The sequence below is a fragment of the Rhodococcus cerastii genome (assembly GCF_033042195.1).
In the GTDB taxonomy this organism is placed as follows: Bacteria; Actinomycetota; Actinomycetes; order Mycobacteriales; family Mycobacteriaceae; genus Rhodococcoides.
Genome location: NZ_JAWLKF010000001.1, coordinates 215,927 through 236,662, shown reverse-complemented (window position 1 = coordinate 236,662; position 20,736 = coordinate 215,927). Strand labels below are relative to the sequence as shown.

Annotated in this window: 3 protein-coding genes; 1 reads left to right on the top strand and 2 read right to left on the bottom strand. The window is 64.9% G+C overall.

All coding sequences use genetic code 11. The annotated features are described in order from the left end of the window. Positions 1–2: 2 nt before the first annotated feature. Positions 3–857, top strand: a complete 855-nt coding sequence (locus R3P93_RS00835; protein WP_317532213.1) for a glycosyltransferase — start codon at positions 3–5, stop codon at positions 855–857. Here the strand turns inward: R3P93_RS00835 and R3P93_RS00830 are convergent. Continuing rightward, positions 854–14,572 carry a non-ribosomal peptide synthetase gene (locus tag R3P93_RS00830; protein ID WP_317532212.1) on the bottom strand — a complete coding sequence of 4,573 codons (13,719 nt, stop codon included), beginning with the start codon at positions 14,570–14,572 and terminating at the stop codon, positions 854–856. The genes R3P93_RS00835 and R3P93_RS00830 overlap by 4 nt on opposite strands. Positions 14,573–14,769: 197 nt before the next feature. Beyond that, the gene (locus R3P93_RS00825) at positions 14,770–20,508 is read right to left on the bottom strand and encodes a non-ribosomal peptide synthetase (protein ID WP_317532211.1); all 5,739 of its coding nucleotides are present in this window, start codon (positions 20,506–20,508) and stop codon (positions 14,770–14,772) included. Positions 20,509–20,736 lie beyond the last annotated feature (228 nt).

The window sequence follows — 20,736 nt, the reverse complement described above, 5'->3', positions numbered from 1 at the left end:
TTTTGCATGATTCCGTAGCCGTCTCGATCGTGGTGCCCGCCCACAATGCCGGGGAACTACTGGCAGTCCAGTTGACCGCACTGTTGCAGCAGGATTACGACGGCCGATTCGAGATCGTGGTGGTCGACAACAATTCGACAGACGGCTCGGTGGACCACCTCGAAATTTCGAATACAGGTCAGGCGGTACGCATCGTGCGGGCCCACGACGGTGTCGGCCCTGCTTACGCCCGCAATCGAGGGGCAGACGCCGCCCAGGGCGAACTGCTGCTGTTCTGTGACGCCGACGATCGAGTCCACCCCGATTGGGTTCGCAAGATGGTCGATTTTCTGCACGATGGCAGCTACGACATCGTGACCTCTGCTGTCGAAGGACGAACCCTCAACCCCGCGGGGCATCGCAAGATCGCCGAGATCGCATCTCCGGAGACCTTTCAATCCCCCAAGTTCTTTGCACCGATCGTCGTGGGTTGCAGCTTCGGATGCACCGCTGCGGCATACCGAGATTTGGGTGGGATCGACGAAACCTACCGTGCCAACGAGGAAGTCGAATTCGGATGGCGGGCAGTTCGGTCCGGCTACCGTGTGGGCTACTTGCCCGAGGCACTTGTCGCATACCGGTATCGCGTCGGCTTCCGAGCCGGCTTCCGCCAGGGCGTGTCTCGCGGAACCAGTTTCGCGCGACTCGCAGATGCGTTCCCCGACAGTGGGCTACCCTCCCAATCGGCCACTCGCCTCTGCCGTGAACTCCTCGGACTCGCTGTCGCGCGTGCGACACCCGAGGAGCGCGGCTTGCTGACAGGTATCGCCCTCGGCCGCCTGCGCGGCGCGATCACGCACCGCACCCTTCGTCTCTAGTCGACCGTTGTCCCCTCGGCGGCGTGCATCGCTGTGTCGAGTGCCCGCCCGACGACCACCAGCGACTCCGCTGAGGTCATGTTCGCGTGGGTAGCGTCGACGTCGATGTTCTCGATGGTGCCGCCCACGTACGGCGACCACAGCAGGGCCGCATCGCTTGCAGACGGGTGATCTCGCGCTGCGGAGAAGAACAACAGATCCCCCTCAAGCGCCAGCGGCGAATAGCCGTTGATCTTCATCGCGCTCGCCAGAGCGTCCTCATACAGGTTCGACACCTGCAGCTCGTCGAACATGTCCAGTTCGGCCAGCACGAGATCGACAACCTGCCGGCGAGTGGCCTCGCTGCGCAAGTCGGTGAATGCCCCCGCTCCGCCGATCCCGAGCGCATGCAGGTTGTCCGCGAACTCCTCGGCGAAGACCGTCTCGTCGACAGTCGGGAGACTGTCGAGCATCGCGACCACTCCCACGTCGTGCCCGGATGTTCGGAGCGAAACGCTGATGGCATGGGCGAGCACGCCGCCGAACGACCAACCCAGTAGATGGATCGGACCGGTCGGCTGCACACGAAGAATCTCGCGGGCGTAGAACTCGGCTTGCTCATCCATGGTTGTCGGCAATGCCGAACCACCGCTGAGTTGCGGAAGCTGCAGGCCGTAGATGGGGCGTCCCGGAGCGGTGGTCTCGGCCAGCGCGGCATAGTTCCAGGCCAGCCCGATCATCGGGTGGATACAGAACAACGCGGGACGGTCACCGCCAGTACGAATGGGCAGGACTGTCGCCAACGGGTCTGCTGCGTCCGTGGAGCCGAGAGACTCCTGAATCCGGCGTGCCAGCAGCTCGACGGTGGGCTCGGTCAGAATCCACTGCACCGCAACTGCAGCGCCGCAACGTGAACGGATCCGAGCGGCAAGCTTGGCCGCGAGGAGCGAATTGCCACCGAGCTGGAAGAATCTGTCGTCGAGCCCGACGTCATCGAGTCCCAGCACGTCGGCGACCGAGGCAGCCACGTCCGCTTCGAGATCTGTGGTCGGCGCGCGAAACTCGTTCCGGCGCACCTGCGGGTCCGGTAGTGCGCGACGATCGAGCTTGCCGTTGACCGTCAACGGCAACAACTCGAGGGCAATCAGGGCGTCGGGGACCATGTAAGACGCCAGGCTCTGCGCCACGTGCCCGCGAACGTGATCGAGATCCACGGACCCGTCGACGGGAACCACGTATCCGACGAGCCGGGATCCGAGGTGATCGTCATCGCGGACGATGGCGACAGCCTGCGCCACACCGGGTGCGGACCGAAGCGCTGCTTCGACCTCGCCGAGCTCGATCCTGAAGCCTCGCAACTGCACCTGCGAGTCCGCCCGCCCGACGTAGTCGAGGGTGCCCTGCGGCGTCCACTGCGCCAGATCGCCGGTGCGGTACATACGCGCGCCGACGCCCTGGAACGGATTCGCGACGAATCGTCCCACTGTCAGTCCTGCACGTCCGAGGTACCCGCGCGCGAGCTGCACACCGAAGACGTAGACCTCGCCCACCACTCCGACCGGGACCGGGCGCAGACCCTGATCGAGGACGTACGTTCCGAGGCCGTCGATCGCGGTCCCGATCGGGTGTCGGACGCTCTCGTCGACACCACGGACCTCATGGTGTGTCACGTGCACAGTGGTCTCGGTGATCCCGTACATGTTGCTCAGCAGCGGCGCATCGACTCCGTGCGCATCGAACCATCCGGTGAGCTTGCTCGGATCAAGGGCCTCGCCGCCGAACACGACGTGTCGCAACGCCGTCGGAGACGACGACGCCCGCTCGGCGTCGACGAACTGGTAGAACGCCGATGGCGTCTGGCTGAGCATCGTCACGCCTTCGCGCGCCACGAGCTCGACGAACTCTCGAGGCGACCGGGACGTGGCATGATCCACCACCACCAGAGTGCCGCCGTGCAACAACGGTCCCCAGATCTCCCACACGGAGAAGTCGAACGCGAACGAGTGGAACATCGTCCACACGTCACTCGGTCCGAAGTCGAATGTCCGCTCGGTGTTGCGGAACAGCCGTACGACGTTCTCGTTGGGTATCGCAACGCCTTTGGGCGTGCCGGTGGAGCCGGAGGTGTAGATGACGTAGGCGAGATCCGCGCCACTGCGCGCTGTACCGGTTCGGGTCGCCGAAGGCTCCTCGGTCGCACCCGCGCCCTCCCATGCGATGACTGGCACACCGAATTCGGCGTACGCCGTCGTGCCGTCATGGTCCGTCAGTACACACGTCGGACGCGCATCCTCGATCATGAAGCGCGCCCGGTCGAGCGGCAGTGACGTATCGACGGGGAGGTAGCCGGCACCGGACTTCAGTACGGCCAACAGGCCGACGATCAGCTCGATGCCCCGGGGAAGCGCTATGGCAACCAGGGTTTCCCGCCCCGCGCCAGCGGAGACAAGCGTGCTGACCAGCTTCTCGGCTCGTACGTCGAGGTCTCGGTAGGTCACGCGCTCGTCACCGAAGACCACGGCGGTGGCGTCGGGTGCGGCCAGTACCTGCTTCTCGAACAGTGAGATCAGCGATTCGTCCCACACCTCGGAATCGGACTCGGCTGCAACGGTTTCCGTCACACCGTTCCAGGTCTGCAGCAGCTGCGCCCGCTCGGCATCATCGAGAATGTCGATGGAACCGGCCGTGTCGGCTCCCTTCGAGGCGTCGGCGACGGAGTCCAGCACGCGAGCAAATCTCGTCGTCATCGATTCCGCGGCGTCCGCGTCGACCAGATCGGCCCGGTACTTCAGGGTGAAGGTGATCTCGGCGTCGGCCACGACCACCATGGTCAACGGATAGTGAGTTGCATCCTTGGTGTCGACACCGAGAACGCTCATCCCGTCGATCGAGCTTGCCGCGGACAACCCGGACTTGTCGATCGGGTACGACTCGAACACCACCAGGGTGTCGAACACTGCTGCCGAGCCGACCGTCTGCTGAATGTCGGTCAGACCCACGTAGTGATGATCGAGAAGTTCCGCCTGCGCCCTCTGTGTGCGGTGCACCAGATCCTCGATGCTCGAGTTCGCGTCCTGGGTGAATCGGACCGGAACGGTGTTGATGAACAGACCGACCATCGATTCGATGCCGTCGAGCTCCGCCGGACGACCGGACACCGTGGTTCCGAACACGACATCGTCGCGAGTCAGCAAGCGCGAGAGCAGGACTCCCCATGCCACCTGAACCAGAGTGTTCATCGTGACGCCCAGTTCCGACGCGCGGTCCGACAACCGAGCGGCGTCCACACCGCTGAGCACGAACTTCTTCTCGCCGATCTCAGGAGAGTCGGCATCTGCAGAGCCACGCTGCGAGATCAGCGTCGGATCGTCCAGTCCTGCGAACGCCCGTCGCCAAGAGTCCAGCGAGTCGTCGATGTCACGCGTGGACAGCCACGCAAGGAAATTGCGGTAAGGACGCACCCTCGGCAGGACGGACGTCTCACCGCGGGTTGCGTACAGGACCAGCAAATCCTTCATCAAGATGGGCATCGACCAGCCGTCGAGCAGAATGTGGTGGCTGGTCACGCCGAGCGTCCACCGATCGGCGGCCGTGCGGATCAGCAGGAATCTGATCAACGGCGGCGCGGTCATATCGAATCCGAGCGCTTGTTCAGCACTCAGCAACTGGTCCGCAGTCGTCGAATCATGTTCGGCGACAGTGAGATCGATGGTTCGCCACGGCACGCGAACCGACTCGACGACGACCTGTACGGCATTGCCGGTCTCGTCGCGCAGGTATGCGGTGCGTAGGTTGGCATACCGTTCGAGAATCCGATCCGCCGCTATGTGCAGCCTTTCCGAGTCGACGTCGCCGCCCAGGTGCAGCTGGATCTGCGTGGTGTACACGTCGGTCGTGGCCTCGGAGATCGACGCGTGGAACAGCAGTCCGTTCTGCAGCGGCGACAGCGGCCAGATGTCGCGCACCGACGGCAGCTGTGCCTCTACCTGCTCGATGTCGCGCTGAGTCAGCTGCACGAGCGGGAGATCCGACGGCGTCAGGCCTCCGGCGCCGTCCTGTCGTCCGTGCTCGACGATGGACGTCAGCGCATCTCGCCAGTGCTCGGCCAAGGCGTGAACGTCCGACTCCGACAACAGGGTCGTCGGGAAGCCGAAGTCTGCGGTGAGGCGTCCACCGACCACAACGGCGTTGATGTCGATCGGAGCCATGGCGGGGGCGTCCACGTCGGGCGTCCCGGTGAGGTCACCGAGATCGCCGGCCGGAATCCACCCGACCTTGTCCATGCCCTCGGGTATGTCGGCCGCCGACACACGGCCCAGGTAGTTGAAGCTGATCTGCGCGTGCGCCGCCGAGGGCGGTGCGAACGCCGGGTCGCCCATGTACCGCAGCAATCCGTAGCCCAGCCCCTTGTCCGGAATCGATCGCAACTGCTCCTTGACCGACTTCACGACGTCACCCGCAGCGACGCCACCGGAGAAGGCGTCCCCCACGTCGATGGTCTCGAGTTCGAGTCGGACGGGGTAGATGCCGGTGAACCAGCCGACCGTGCGGGACAGATCTGCCCCTGGGGCCAGCGACTCCTCGCGCCCGTGACCCTCGAGTCTGATCAGAACCGACGGAGACTGTGTACCCCGTTCTTCACGCCAGCGGGCCACCGCGAGCGAGAGTGCGGCGAGGAGAACATCGTCGACACCGGCGTTGAAGGCAGTGGGGATCGCCGTCGTCACGGCCTCGGTCGTGGCCTCGTCCACCTCGATGTGGACCTTGCGCACAGTCGATGCCAAGTCCACCGTGGGGTCGAAGGCGCGCGTACCGACGGGCACCTCGACCCGATCCAGAACCGAAGTCCAGTAGGGCAATTCGGCTCGACGGAGGTCGGAACCAGAGTTGTCGACCAGTGCGTGCGCCCATCGCCGGAACGACGTGCCGACGGCATCGAGTGTCGGTACGGACCCCGCAGACACCTGCAGCCAGGCCGAGATGAGATCGGGAACGATGATGCGCCAGGACACGCCGTCGACGACGAGGTGGTGAGCAGCGACGATGAGCCTGCCCGTGTCGGCGGTTCGTTCTCCCGACGGTGATGCCGGATCGAGCCAGGCGAACTCGACGACTCGTCCGGCCGCTGGGTCCAGACGACTCAGCGCACCCTCGAGTGCCGACCCAGCGAGGTTCAGACGATCCTCGTCACCGAGGCCCGGATCGACGGCCGTGCGAGTGACGGCCGCTGCGACATCGACACTGCCCTGCTCGCGCGTGCTCAGCACCCACGCACCCTCCACGTCGCGTTGCAGCACCGCACGCAACATGTCGTGGCGATCGATCACCGCGGTGAGGGTGGCGACGATCTGGTTCTCGGTGATGCCGGCAGGAAGCTCGAGAGCGAGGTTCTGGGTGAACCGATCGAAGCCACCGGCGCGCTCGACCATGAAACCGACGGCCGGGGTCAGCGGAATCGTCCCCACTCCCCCGCCGGGCAGTTCCTCGAGCACCTCGGCGGCACCGGATTCCACGATCTCGGACAGTGCGGCAACAGTTCTGAGCTCGAACACGTCCCGCGGTCCGAAGTTCAGGCCGCGGGCCCGGGCGCGCGAGACCAGCTGGATGGACACGATGCTGTCACCGCCGAGGGCGAAGAACGAGTCGTCCACGCCCACGGTGTCGACACCGAGTACTTCCGCGAACACCTCGCTCAGGGCGCGCTCGGTGTCGGTGGAAGGTTCCCGACCCGCAGCGGTCTCGAACACCGGCTCTGGCAATGCGTTTCGGTCGAGCTTGCCCACCGGGGTCAGCGGCACTTCGTCCACCACAACGACGGCCGAGGGGACCATGTGTGCAGGGAGAGATCTACCGACGTGCTCACGAACGTCGGCGGCGTCGATGTGAGCTCCCGGCTGTAGGCGCACGTAGGACACGAGGGCGGTGCCGCCGGAGGCAAGCGTCCGCCCGAGGGTGGCCACGAAGTCGACGCCCGGATAGGTCGCGACGACGGAGTCGATCTCACCGAGCTCGATGCGGAATCCGCGGATCTTGACCTGAAAGTCCGAGCGACCAACGTACTCGATCACGTTGCTGCCGTTGCTCTTTCGCCAGCGTACGACGTCACCTGTCCGGTACATCCGGTCTCCGGCATCGCCGAAAGGACTCGCGACGAAACGCTCGGCCGTCAGCCCGTGCCGCCGGAGATATCCCCGAGAGAGCTGCACACCGGCGAGATAGAGCTCGCCGGTGACGCCGAGCGGTACCGGACGCAGGCGCGAATCCAGGACGTACGACGCCATTCCCCGGATGGGCCCGCCGATCGACAACAGGTCGCCGGGGCTCAGAGCGTCGCTGATGTTGGTCATGATGGTGGTCTCGGTCGGGCCGTAGCCGTTGAAGAACCGAACGTGAGTGGACCAGCGCTGCACCAGCTCTGGCGAGCACTGCTCACCACCGGCGATCACGACCTCGAGACTGGTCACCGCGTCGGGATCGATCGAGGCCAGAACCGTCGGAGTCAAGAACGTGTGCGTTACCGACTCCCGCGTGATCAGCTCCTCCAGCTCGCCGCCGCCGTACGTGCGAGGAGGCGCGATCACGAGGGTGGACGCGGAGGCGACCGCGAGAAGTAGTTCGAGAACCGACGCGTCGAAACTGGGCGATGCGAAGTGCAGCGCGCGTGATCGCTCGGTCAGCGTGTATCGCTCACTCTGCTCGGCCGCGAAGTTGGCAAGCCCGCGATGCGTGACCACCACGCCCTTGGGCTTTCCGGTGGAGCCGGAGGTGTAGATGACGTATGCGGCGTCGTCGGTCTGTGCACGGCGAATCGAATCAGACTGCACTACTGGGGTGTTCGGCTGCGCGAGTGCGTCGACGACGATCCAGTCCACCTCGGTCGGCAGTGAGTCGACGACATCCGACGTCGTGAGCCCGATTGCTACGCCGGAGTCACTGAGCATGAAGCGAACTCGATCGTCCGGGTAGTCGGGATCGACGGGCACGAAGGCCGCGCCGGATGCCGTCACGGCCCACACCGCGGTCACCGACGAGATGCTCCGGCGAGTGGCGACAGCCACCGTGGTGCCCGGCCCGACACCGCGACCCCGCAGAATCTCCGCGATCGCGGCGGACGTCTCGTCGAGCTCGCGATAGGTCATCTGGTCGCTGCCCTGCGCCAGTGCAGTTCCGTCCGGGTTCGCCGCGACGGCATCGGCCATCAGGTCCGCGAGGGTTTGTGGGGCGACGGTTCCCACCGGCCCGCGCAGCAGATCCTGCACCTCGCAAGGTGCCGACAACTCGATATCGCCCACCACCGTCTCGGGATCGGCAGCAACGGCGGCCAGCACCCGCACGAGCCGCGCAGAGATCTCGTCGACGGTGTCGGCGTCGAACAAGTCTGTGGCGTAGGTGATCACGCCTGCCATGCCGTCGGCGCTGCCGTCTGGCCGGGCCTGTTCGGACAGCGTGAACTGCATGTCGAACTTTGCGCTCGTGTCCTCGATGTCGACACCGGCGATCGTCAGATCGGGCAGTGCCAGAGAACTGGTAGCCGGGTTCTGGAACGAGAGCGCAATCTGGAACAGGGGGTGCCGGGACTGCGAACGTTCGGGGTTCAGCTGTTCCACCAGACGCTCGAACGGCACATCGGCATGCGCGAAGGCCTCGAGGTCCGCGTGCCGAACTGTGTTCAGAACGGTCGCGAACTGGCTGCTCGGCTGGACGTCGGTCCGCAGTACGAGCGTGTTGACGAACATTCCGACGAGATCGTCGAGGGCGGCGTCCCCGCGGCCCGCGATCGGCGTGCCGATCACGACGTCGTCGGTCGCCGCCAATCGTGCCAACAGCACTGCGAGCGCTGCGTGGACCACCATGAACAGCGTCGAACCACGCTCGCGTGCGACCCGGCCGAGGGAGGCGTGCAGGGACGCGTCGATCTCGAAACGGGCCGCTGCTCCCCTGTTGCTGATCACCGGTGGACGAGGTCGATCCGTGGGCAGATCCACTCGGTCGGGGATTCCGGCCAGCGTCCGGGTCCAGAAATCCAACTGCTTCGAGAGCACCGACTCCGGGTCGGTCTCCTCACCCAGTACCCGACGCTGCCACAGGGTGTAGTCCGCGTACTGCACGGCCAGATCCGACCAGCTCGGGGCAGCTCCCGCCGTGCGCGCCGAATACGCCACCGCAAGATCCCGCGCGAGCGGCCCCATCGAGAATGCGTCACCGCTGATGTGGTGCACCACCACGGCCAGTACGTGCTCGCGTTCACCGAGCCGGTAGAGCCACGCTCTCAGCGGTACCTGGATCGTCACATCGAACGGCATGCTCATGGCGTCGGTCAAAACCGCGACGAGTTCGTTCGACTCGACGGCAATGGGCGTGAGATCGGGCACCTCGATGCCGTCGGTCACCACCGATTGCCTTGCCCGACCATCTGTTTCGGGATACAGCGTCCGCAACGACTCGTGTCGATGAACGATGTCGGATACCGCGCCCTGTAGCGCAGCCACATCCAGATCACCGGTCAGCGAGATCGCCAACGGCAGATTGTCGGCGGCCGAGGTGGTGTCGAACTGGTTGAGGAACCACATCCGCTGCTGTGCGTACGACAGCGGGATCTCCGCCGGACGCTCGACAGGCTCGAGCTTCGGAACGGCGCGCTCGGACGACAACGCCGAGACCGCCGCAGCGAAGGCGGCGACAGTGGAGGCCTCGAACAGCGCTCGAACCGGAACACGCCATCCGGCGACAGCCCCCACTCGTGCGACGAGACGGGTTGCGATCAGAGAGTTCCCGCCCAGAACGAAGAAATCGTCGTCGAGTCCGACGCGGTCGACACCCAGAACATCGCTGAACGATGCCGCGACGATTTCTTCCACCGGTGTCGACGGTGCGCGGTACTGCCGGGTATCGATCGACGGGGACGGTAGTGCTCGACGGTCCAACTTGCCGCTCGAGTTCAACGGAAGTTCGCCGAGGACAACGACGGCACTCGGAATCATGTACGCGGGCAACAAGTTCTTGGCGAACTCGGTCACAGATGCACGATCGGGTGCGGCACCGACCGTCGGCACCACGTAAGCCACGAGCTGATCACCGGTGGCCGTCGGCACCACCAGCACGACGGCCTGGTTGACATCGGCAGAGGTGAGCAGCGCAGACTCGATGTCGCCGAGTTCGATGCGCTGGCCGCGGAACTTGACCTGGAAATCGCTGCGCCCGATGTAGTCGAGCACGCCGTCGGGTCGACGCCGAACCAGATCGCCGGTGCGATACATCCGAGTGCCGGAACCACTCACGTCGGCGACGAATCGGTCCGATGTCAGATCCGGACGGGCGACGTAGCCCCGGGCGAGCTGGTCACCGACCAGATACAGCTCGCCCTGCACACCTGCCGGCACAGGGTGCAGTCGTCGGTCGAGTACCAGTGCGCCGACGTTCCACTCGGCCACACCGATGGGTACCGAGCCGCGCGAATCCGGCTCCGCGCGATGATGGGTCACCGATACCGCAGCCTCGGTAGGCCCGTAGAGATTGTGGACGCGGGCAGTGCTGACGCGACCGAAATCGGTGACGGTCTCCGGCGGCAACGCTTCACCGATGACGAAGATGTCACGCAGCGTCGCACATTCGGCGGCGCGTGCGTGCGCAGCGAACACGGTGAGCATCGACGGCACGAAGTCCGTGAGTGTCACCCCGTGCCGGGCAATCGAGGCCGAGATGTACTCGGGATCGCGATGCCCGTCCGGCGTCGCGAGGACGATGCGGCCCCCGGTACGCAGCGGGAGGAAGAAACCCCACACCGACACGTCGAAGGTGGTTGCGGTCTTCTGGAAATAGACGTCGGTGTCCGCCACGTCGTACTGTGCCGCCATCCACGCCAACTGGTTCTCGACCGCGCGGTGCGAGACCGCGACTCCCTTGGGGTTTCCGGTCGAGCCGGAGGTGAAAATGACATAAGCGGGACTGGCCGTGTGCAGGGGGCGCAACTCGTTCGTGCGCAGAGGAGAACCGTCGAGCGCTGGGTCGAGGGTGTCGATCGCGATGGACTCCGGCACCGTTTCGTGCCGGCGGGTCTCGTCGGGTTCGATGTCGGCGGCGCTGGTGAGCAGACACAGCGGGTCAGCCGTGCCGAGGATGTGGGCTCTGCGTTCGCTCGGGAGATCAGGATCGATCGGCACGTAGGCACCGCCTGCTCGAACCACGGCGTAGATCGCCACCAGCAGGTCGATCGAGCGCCTGACGGACACGGCGACGAGCACCTCGGGGCCGACACCGCGCGAGATCAGGTGCCGCGCAAGCGCGTTGACTCGACAGTCGAACTCCGCGTAGGTCAGCGTGACGTCCTCGAACGTCACCGCCGGCGAATCGGGAGTCGCGGCTACCTGCCGCACGTAGGCGTCCAGGATCGACCGGTCCGGCACCGCTGCTGCGTCGACGGCAGCGTGTTCGGTGGACTGTGCTCGCTCGGCGGCGTCGAGCAGATCCACATCGCCGACCGGAAGTGTCGGCGCATCGATGAGCCGCGCGAGCAGCAGGACGAAGCGGTCGGCGATTCCGCGTACCGTCGCCTCGTCGAAGAGATCTGCCGCATAGGTGAACGTGCCCGCGAGAGCGTGCTCCTCGGTACCGGCGGCGCGGTCCTCCAGGACCAGTTGCAGGTCGAACTTCGCGACCACCTCACCGAAGTCCAGCGGGGCGATCGTCAGATCGGGCAGCTCGAGTGTGCCTGTCGCCTGGTTCTGGAAGAACAGAGCAACCTGGAACAGCGGGTGACGGTCGCCGGATCGAATGGGGTCGAGCACCTCCACCAGACGCTCGAACGGGAGGTCGGCGTGCGCGAACGCCTGTAGATCGGCCTCGCAAACCTGGAAAAGCAGGTCCGAGAATGTGCGGGACGCATCGACGGCGGTCCGCAGAACGAGGGTGTTGACGAACATTCCGATCACGTCGTCGAGCGCCTGCTCACCTCGACCGGCGATCGGCGATCCGACGACGACGTCAGTGGAATCGGACAGGCGGGCGAGCAGCACCGCGAAGGCGGTGTGTACCACCATGAACGGCGTGGCCCCGTGCTCGCGGGCCAGACGCCCGATCGCCGCCGTCGACGCCGCGTCGATGTCGAATCCGAGTACCCGACCGACTCCGGACGGATCTAGTGGGCGGCTACGGTCGGTCGGCAGGTCGAGCTGATCCGGCAACCCCTCGAGGTTGTCCTTCCAGAACGAAATCTGCTGATGCGCAACGGACTCGGGATCGTCATCGGATCCGAGCACCTCGTGCTGCCACAGCGTGTAATCGGCATACTGCACGGCCAGTGGTTCCCAGCCGGGTGCATTCCCCGCGCTGCGAGCGGCGTAGGCGGTCATGATGTCTCGCACCATCGGCGCAACGGACGAGCCGTCGGCGGTGATGTGGTGGGCCACCAGCACGAAGACGTAGTGGTCGGTGCCCAGATGCAACAGGTGCAACCGCACAGGGACCTGCTGGGTCACATCGAAACCCGTGAAAGCCAGCTTCTGGACCCGACGCGCGACCGCATCGGCCTCGATCGATTCGATTTCGAGCGTGACGCCGCTCTCGACTGCGTCCCGCACCATCTGGTACCCGGTCCCATCGACCTCGGGGTAGTACGTGCGCAGGGATTCGTGACGATCGACGACATCGTCGATCGCGGAAGAGAGCGCCGGGACGTCGAGAATTCCGCGCAGTTCGATGGCGGCGGGGATATTGTTCGCTCCTGACGCGGTGTCGAAGCGGTTGAGGAACCACATCCGCCGCTGAGCCAACGACAGCGGGATCCGCTCGGGCCGCTCCCTTTTCGCCAGCACCGGCTGCGGTCGGCTCGCGGCGTTGTCGCCATCGGACGAGGCAATCTCCAAACGGACGGCGAGGGACTGCACCGTCGAGAACTCGAAGACGGTGCGTGCCGGCACTCGGGTTCCGGTCGCAGCGCCGAGACGTGCGGCCAATTGCGTTGCGATCAGCGAGTTTCCACCGAGCTCGAAGAAGTCGTCGTCGGCACCGACTCGGTCCATTCCGAGCAGCTCACCGAAGATCTGCGCGACGGTGTTCTCGAAGGGCGTCGACGGGGAACGGAACTCTGCCGCGGCGAAGACCGGAGCGGGCAACGCGGCGCGATCCAGCTTGCCGACGGGCGTCAGGGGAATCGAGTCGAGTGCGATGATCATCGACGGAACCATGTGTCGCGGAAGATGTTGTGATGCAACCGAAAGAAGTGCTCGCTCATCGAATACCGACGTCGACTTCGGCAGTACGTACGAGACGAGGGCGGTGGACTTCGACGGGGTCTCGCGGCCGACCGTCACGGCGAATTCGACGTTGTCGTCGGCCGCCAGAACGGCGTCGATCTCACCGAGTTCGACGCGGAAGCCGCGAATCTTGACCTGAAAGTCGTTGCGGCCGATGTATTCGACCACTCGCTCGCCCTCGACCACCCGCCAGCGCACGACGTCTCCGGTGCGGTACATCCGCGCACCGCCCTCGCCGAACGGACAGGCAAGGAAGCGCTCCGAGGTCAGTCCACGTCGCTGGTGATAGCCGCGGGCAAGTCCCGGTCCGGCCAGGTACAGCTCTCCTGCCACCCCGTCGGGAGCTGGGTTGAGGGATGCGTCGAGCACATACGCGCTGACGCCGCGGATGGGTCCGCCGATGGTCACGCGCTCGTTCTCGGCGATCGGTCCGCCGATGTTGGTCATGATCGTCGTCTCGGTGGGCCCGTACCCGTTGAAGAAGCGGCGGCCCGGTGCCCATCGGTTCGCCAGCTCGGGCGGGCAGGCCTCGCCGCCGACGACGACGGTGTGCAGAGTGTTCGTGTCGGCCGGATTCACCGACGCCAGTGCTGCGGGGGTGATGAAGGCGTGACTCACGTTCTGCGCGCGGATGAGCGCAGCCAGATCGTCTCCACCGAAAATCTTCGGAGAGGCGACGACCATCGTGGAACCCCGGCCGATGCTCATCAGGAGTTCGAGTACGGACGCGTCGAAGCTCGGTGATGCGAAGTGCAGCACTCGCGACTGCTCGGTGAGCGAGTAGCGATCGATCTGCTCCTCGCAGAAGTTGCTCAGTCCGGCATGGGTGACGACGACGCCCTTCGGCAGACCGGTCGATCCGGAGGTGTAGATCATGTATGCCGGGTGCGTCGGTTCCAAGGCTCGCACCCGATCCTCCGCGGTGACGGGCTCGCCGGACAGTTCATCGAGACGCCGAGTCATGTCACTGTCGTCGATGACCAGCCATTCGACCTCCGCAGGCAGATCCTCGCTCACCGCGCCGACGGACAACCCCAGCAGCACGCCGGAGTCGGACACCATGTGCCGTACCCGGTCGGCCGGATAGGTCGGATCGATCGGCACGAATGCCGCGCCGGTCTTGGCCACCGCCCACAGCGCCATGACGGACAGATCGGAGCGCGGAATCGACAATGCGACGAAGTCCTCGGGACCGACGCCACGCGCGATCAGTACGCGGGCGAGGGCAGCCGATCGAGCATCGAGCTCGGCGTAGGTCCAGGTTCGGTCGTCGAACACGAGGGCATCCGAGTCGGGTCCGAGTTCGACTGCCGAGGCCAGCAGCTGAGGCAGGAGTGGGGTGCGCGGGCGCCGACGGCGTGCCGGACGCTCACGTCGTGCCGGCCGCTCTCTGGTTCGTGCTTCCCGGCCCCGCTCTTGCGAACCGTCCTGCACCGGGTTACCGCCGCCGGTCGTTCCTGCTGTCCCCGACGTCTCGGTGCCCATGTACTGTCGTGCTCCTCACATTCGAACGGCATTCGGCCGTCGACCACTCACCCGATTCAGCGCCGGCGAACTATGACGTCCGACGGTACGCATTACTCGAGATATCGGGCACTTAGTTGGATTCGTTACCCTCGAACTGACGCCGCGTTCACGTGTGAGCTGCTCGGCGATACGGATCCATGCGGTGCCGCTCACCGTCAGCGAGATACCCATTCGTCGAGGACGGGTCCGATCTCGGCGAGTGCCGTCGCCGACGCCATCTGCCAGTGTGTCGAATGAACCTGCGTCACGATCGGTTTCCCGTCGACGAACTCGGCCCACGTCGACGCACCGGCATCACCGGTCGGGTCGTCGACGACGGACGCGAAATAGAGCAGCTCGCCGTCGAACCGTTCGGGCTCATGGGCCTGCAACATCGCCGACGACCGTTCGATTCCGTCGACGATTCCCTGCACCCGCTCTCTCGACAAGGCGTCGAACGGAGCGGGCATGGTGCGTAGTAGCGCCATGGCAGAATCCACAGACAGTTCGGCCACGTCCGAGTCGTGTGCGGAGTCGATACCCAACCCGCCCAGCACCTCCCCCGCAGTCACCGTCCGTTCGACGAGATGCGTGGTTCTTGACAGCACGAACGAATCCATCATCGCCAGCGTCGACACCGTCTCGCCGAGCCCACGTAACTGCACGGCGACGGCATGAGCGATGACGCCACCCATCGACCACCCCAGCAGGTGGTAGGGACCGCTGGGCTGAATCTCGCGGATACGATCGACGAAGGTCGATGCCCACTCCTCGATCGAGGCGGGCATCGGGTCGCCGGCGAGTACCGGCGATTGCAGGCCGTAAATGGGCCGAGTTCTGTCGACGTACGGCGCAAGCCCGCCGAACGCCCACGACAGACCCACGATCGGATGTACACAGAAGAGTGGTGTTCCGCTGCCGCCGCGCAGTTCGACAACGGTGTCCAATCCGGTCTCTTCGGCGATCGGACTCTCGGCACCACGCGCCGCATCGATCCGAGACGCCAACGCCGTGACCGAGGAATCAGAAAACACCCACGACACCGGCACCGTCACGCCTTCGAGGGAGCGGCCCAATCGGGACACGAGCTTCATCGCCGACAGCGAGTTTCCGCCCAGCGAAAAGAAGTCGTCGTCCACACCTACTCGCTCGACGCCCAGTACATCCGCGAACACCGACGCCACCGCCTCCTCCAACGCGGTTGCAGGAGAACGGAATTTGCGTGCTTCGAACACTGGATCCGGCAACGCTCGGCGATCGAGCTTTCCCGCAGGATTCAGCGGAAGTGACTGCAGGACAACAAAAGTCGACGGAACCATGTACGACGGAACCAGCGAGCCGAGCCTGGTGCGAATATCCTCGATATCGAGAACCGCATCGGCTACCGGTACGAGGTACGCAGCCAGGAGGTCACCGGCGACCGAACTTGAGACCACGACCACTGCCTGACCGATCCCGCGCAACGATGTCAGAGCGGTCTCGATCTCCCCGAGCTCGATGCGCTGACCGCGGAACTTGACCTGGAGGTCGGTACGTCCGATGTACTCGATTCGGCCGTCGCCGAGCATCGACCACCGCACCAGGTCGCCCGTTCGGTACATGCGGTCACCGGCGCTGCCGAACGGATCGGCCACGAACCGTTCGGACGTCAGGTCCGGTCGTGCGACGTAACCGCGGGCCAACTGCACACCCGTCAGATACAGCTCACCGGGCACCCCGGCAGGAACCGGATTCAATCGCGAATCCAGAACTTGCACAACCGTATTCCATTCCGGTACACCGATCGACACCGAACCGTCACCGGACGCGGTACCGAGGTCGAGTGCGTCATCGGAGACATCACGATAGGTCACCGACACTGCCGCCTCGGTGGGACCGTAGAGATTGTGCACTCGTGCGTTCGACACTGCACGGCAGGCCGCCACCGTCCGAGAGGGTAGAGCCTCTCCGATGACGAATACGTGCTGAAGTGTAGATATCAATTCCGCAGCAACGGATTCCGCGAAGACAGTCAACATCGACGGTACGAAATCCGTCACGGTCACTCGGTGTCGAGAGATGAGGGTGCCGACGACATCGACCTCGCGCTGCGCACCCGGCGGCGCGATGATCAGCTGCCCGCCGGTCCGAAGGGGAAGAAAGAAGCCCCACAGTGATACGTCGAACGTCGTCGCCGTCTTCTGTAGATACACGTCCGATTCGTCGAGTCCGTACTCCTCGGCCATCCAGACCATCTGATTGACGATGGCCCGATGCTCGACGGCGACACCCTTGGGCCTGCCCGTCGAACCCGACGTGAACAGGACGTACGCGAGATCGGCGGAGTGGGGTCGACCGAACGTGGGCACAGAATCGGCTCGCTCCACCCCGTCGACGAGGAGGACCGAGACATCGCTGCCCGTCGTGAATTCGTCTCTGCTGGTGGACAGTACAACCATCGGATCTGCCGTGGAAAGAATGTGATCGTTTCGCTCGGTCGGTTGATCGGGGTCGAGGGGAACATAGGCCGCACCGGTCCGCAACACCGCATACATGCCGACGACCAGTTCGATGGATCTCCTCATGGCCAACCCGACGAGCGCGCCGGGACCGGAGCCGTCCTGATGCAACCGCTGCGCGACGGCATCCACCCGAGCCGCGAACTGGGCGTAGGTGAGCACCTCGTCACCGCAGACAACGGCTACGGCATCCGGCGTCGCGGCGACCTGTCGATCGAATCCGTCGAGCAGCAACTCTCCATCGGGCACACTCGAATTTCGAGTATCGTTCCACTGCACCAGAATCCGGTCTCGCTCGGAGTCCGATACGATGTCGAGGTCACCGGACGCCACGTGCGGGTTCTCGGTGACAGCATCGAGCAACGCAACCAGCCGCTCCCCGAAGGCGACGACGGTATCCTCGTCGAACAGGTCGGTCGCATACAGGAGTTCGCCGGCGAGTCCACCCGCCGACTCCGTGATCGTGACCTGCAGATCGAACTTGGCCGAGAACGCTGCGGACCCGAATCGCGAGACCGTCAACCCGGGAAGCTCGAACGTCCCCTCGGAGAAGTTCTGGAAGAACAGTGCAACCTGCACCAGCGGGTGTCGGTTCTGCGATCGCACCGGATCGAGCACCTCGACCAAACGCTCGAACGGCACGTCTGCGTTCTCGAAGGCGTCCATGTCGGAGATCCGGACCTGGTCGAGCAGCTGCGCAATCGATCGATCTCCGTCGATCCGCGTCCGCAGGATCACCGTATTGACGAACATGCCGACCAGATCGTCGAGGCCGGCATCGCCGCGACCACCGACCGGTGCACCGACGGCGACGTCGGGGGAACCGGACAGCCGCGCAAGCAGAACCGCCAACGCCGCATGTACCACCATGAACGGTGTCGCGTCGTGCTTGTGCGCGAGTTCGACGATGCGCTCGTACGTCGTGGGTTCGACGGCGAACTGCGTCAGTCCACCTCGCCCGGACGCCACCCGGGGACGTGGCCGATTCCATGGCAATTGCAGCTGCTCCTGGGTACCTGCCAAAGCAGCCTCCCAGAAAGCGACCTGCCTGGACACCAACGAATTCGGATCGTCCTCGGAACCGAGCATCTCGTGCTGCCACAGTGTGTAGTCGGCGTATTGCACAGCCAGCGGAGGCCAGTCCGGTGCATCTCCCGCCGCCCGAGCCACGTAGGCAGTCATCACATCTCGTGACAGCGGCCCCATGGACAACCCGTCGGCGGAGATGTGATGAGCGACGAAAGCCAACACGAATTCCGGCTCGGAACCGTCCGGGTCCGTGATCTCGAACAGCCGCACCCGAAACGGAATCTCCGTCGTCACGTCGAATCCCCTCGACAGGAACTCGCCCACCGCCTCGGACACCGACTCGCGTGACGCCGGAACGACTTCCATGGCGACGTCGACACCGGACACGTCGAGAATCTGCTGGAAGCCCGTTCCGTCGAGTTCGGGATACACGGTGCGCAGCGACTCGTGCCGAGCGATCACATCGTCTATCGCCGCGCGCATCGCATCGACGTCGAGTGCGCCGGTCAGAGCCAACGCCACCGGCACGTTGTTCATCGCCGATGCAGTGTCGAATCGGTTGAGGAACCACATGCGCTGCTGCGCCGGAGAAAGCGGAATATGTTGCGGGCGTGGCCTCGAGGAATCCAGAACCGTCAGGGCGTCGGCGTCGGTGGTGTCGATCGCCGCGGCCAAGGACTCTACGGTGGCGTTCTCGAACAGTGCCCGTGGTCGTACTCGACGCCCGAGGGCTGCGCCGATGCGCGCAGCGGCCTGAGTCGCGAGGAGCGAGTTGCCACCCAGCGAGAAGAACTCGTCGTTGGACCCCACCTCGTCCACACCGAGCAAGTCGGCGAACACGTCGGCCACGGCGATCTCGGTTGGAGTCGTCGGAGCGCTGAACTCGCGCACGGCGAACACCGGTTCCGGTAGCGCACTTCGATCGAGCTTGCCCGCCGGTGTCAGTGGAATCGACTCGAGTATCGTCAGCGTCGTCGGGACCATGTGGGCAGGCAAGTATCTCTTCGCTGCGTCCAGGACCTCATCGACGTCGAGATCCACCCCCGCGTTCGGCAGAACGTAGCCGACCAGTTCGGTTGCGCCGGAATCACGTCGATAGCCGACGGTCACGGCGAAGTCGACCCCGTCGACGGCCGCGAGCACCGCGTCGATCTCCCCGAGTTCGATGCGAAAGCCGCGCAGTTGAATTTGCGCGTCGTTGCGACCGACGTACTCCACCACGGGTCCGCTGTCGCCGTGCCGCCACCGAACCAGGTCGCCGGTTCGATACATCCGCGAATGTGAAGCATCCCCCTCTGCTGCAAAGGGATTAGCCACGAACCGTTGCGCCGTGAGCGCCGTGCGTTCGAGATAGCCGCGGGCCAGTCCAGGCCCACTCATGTACAGCTCCCCCACCACACCCGCCGGAACCGGCCGGAGTCGGTCATCGAGCACATGACCGGCCATACTCTGTGTGGGAGAGCCTATGTCGACAGCCCCGCCGGGGACGAGCGGGGCGGACAGACTGCAGATGACGGTCGTTTCGGTAGGACCGTAGGCGTTGTGGAACTGCCGACCACGGGCCCACCGTCCCATCAGCTCCGCGGTGAAGGTTTCCCCACCGACGGCGAGCGCGCGAAGTTCGGGAAGGTCGCCGGAATCCATTGTCGTCAGCGCGGCAGGCGTGATGATCGCGTGAGTGACTCGATGCTCCGCCATGATCTCGGTCAATTCCGAGCCGCCGTAGATGCCCGACGGAACGATCACCATCATCGACCCGTTCACGATGGAGATCAACAGTTCCAGCACGGAGGCGTCGAAACTGGGTGAAGCGAAATGCATTGTGCAAGAGTCACCGGAGGTCTCGAACGTGTCGTTGACGGTGGCGGCGAGCGGGGCAAGTCCGGCGTGCGTGACCGCGACCCCTTTCGGCCTTCCGGTCGACCCGGACGTGTAGATCACATAGGCCAGATTGGCGGGAACCGGCTGAGCCAGACGGTCCTGCGGTGCGATCGGCTCTGCCGACAACTGCTCGAGTTGCCGCTTTTCGTCGGGCCCGTCCAGCGCGATCCACGACACTCCGTCGGGCAGCTCGGCTACCCGGTCGGACGTCGTCAGTCCCCACCGAACACCGGAGTCGGTCACCATGTGCTCGATCCGCCCGGGGGGATACCGCAGATCGATCGGCAGGAAGGCTCCGCCGGACTTCGCGACCGCCCACACCGAGGCCACGGACTCGATGGATCGATCGAGCGCAATCGCCACCAGGTGGTCCGGTCCGACGCCGTGAGAGATCAACAGCCGAGCCAACTTCGACGACTGACCGTCGAGTTCTTCGTACGTAACCGACGTTTCGCCGAATACGAGCGCGGTACCCGTCGGATTCTTCTCGACCGCTGCCGAAAGCAAGGCCGGCAAGGTAGGAACCCGTGCAGCTCGGCTACGGCCCGGTTTCGGACGCCTGACACGTCCATTCGGTCGCTTTGCCTTACCCGACGTACTGGTCCCCGACCAATCCGAACTCACTCAACACTCCTCATCGGCGGCGCTCCCGCACAACCACCTCAGTGAGGCGCGTCGAGAACGCTCACCGTCTCTATGGACGGTTGTTGTTCAGGGCCGAAGTCTATCGACCCG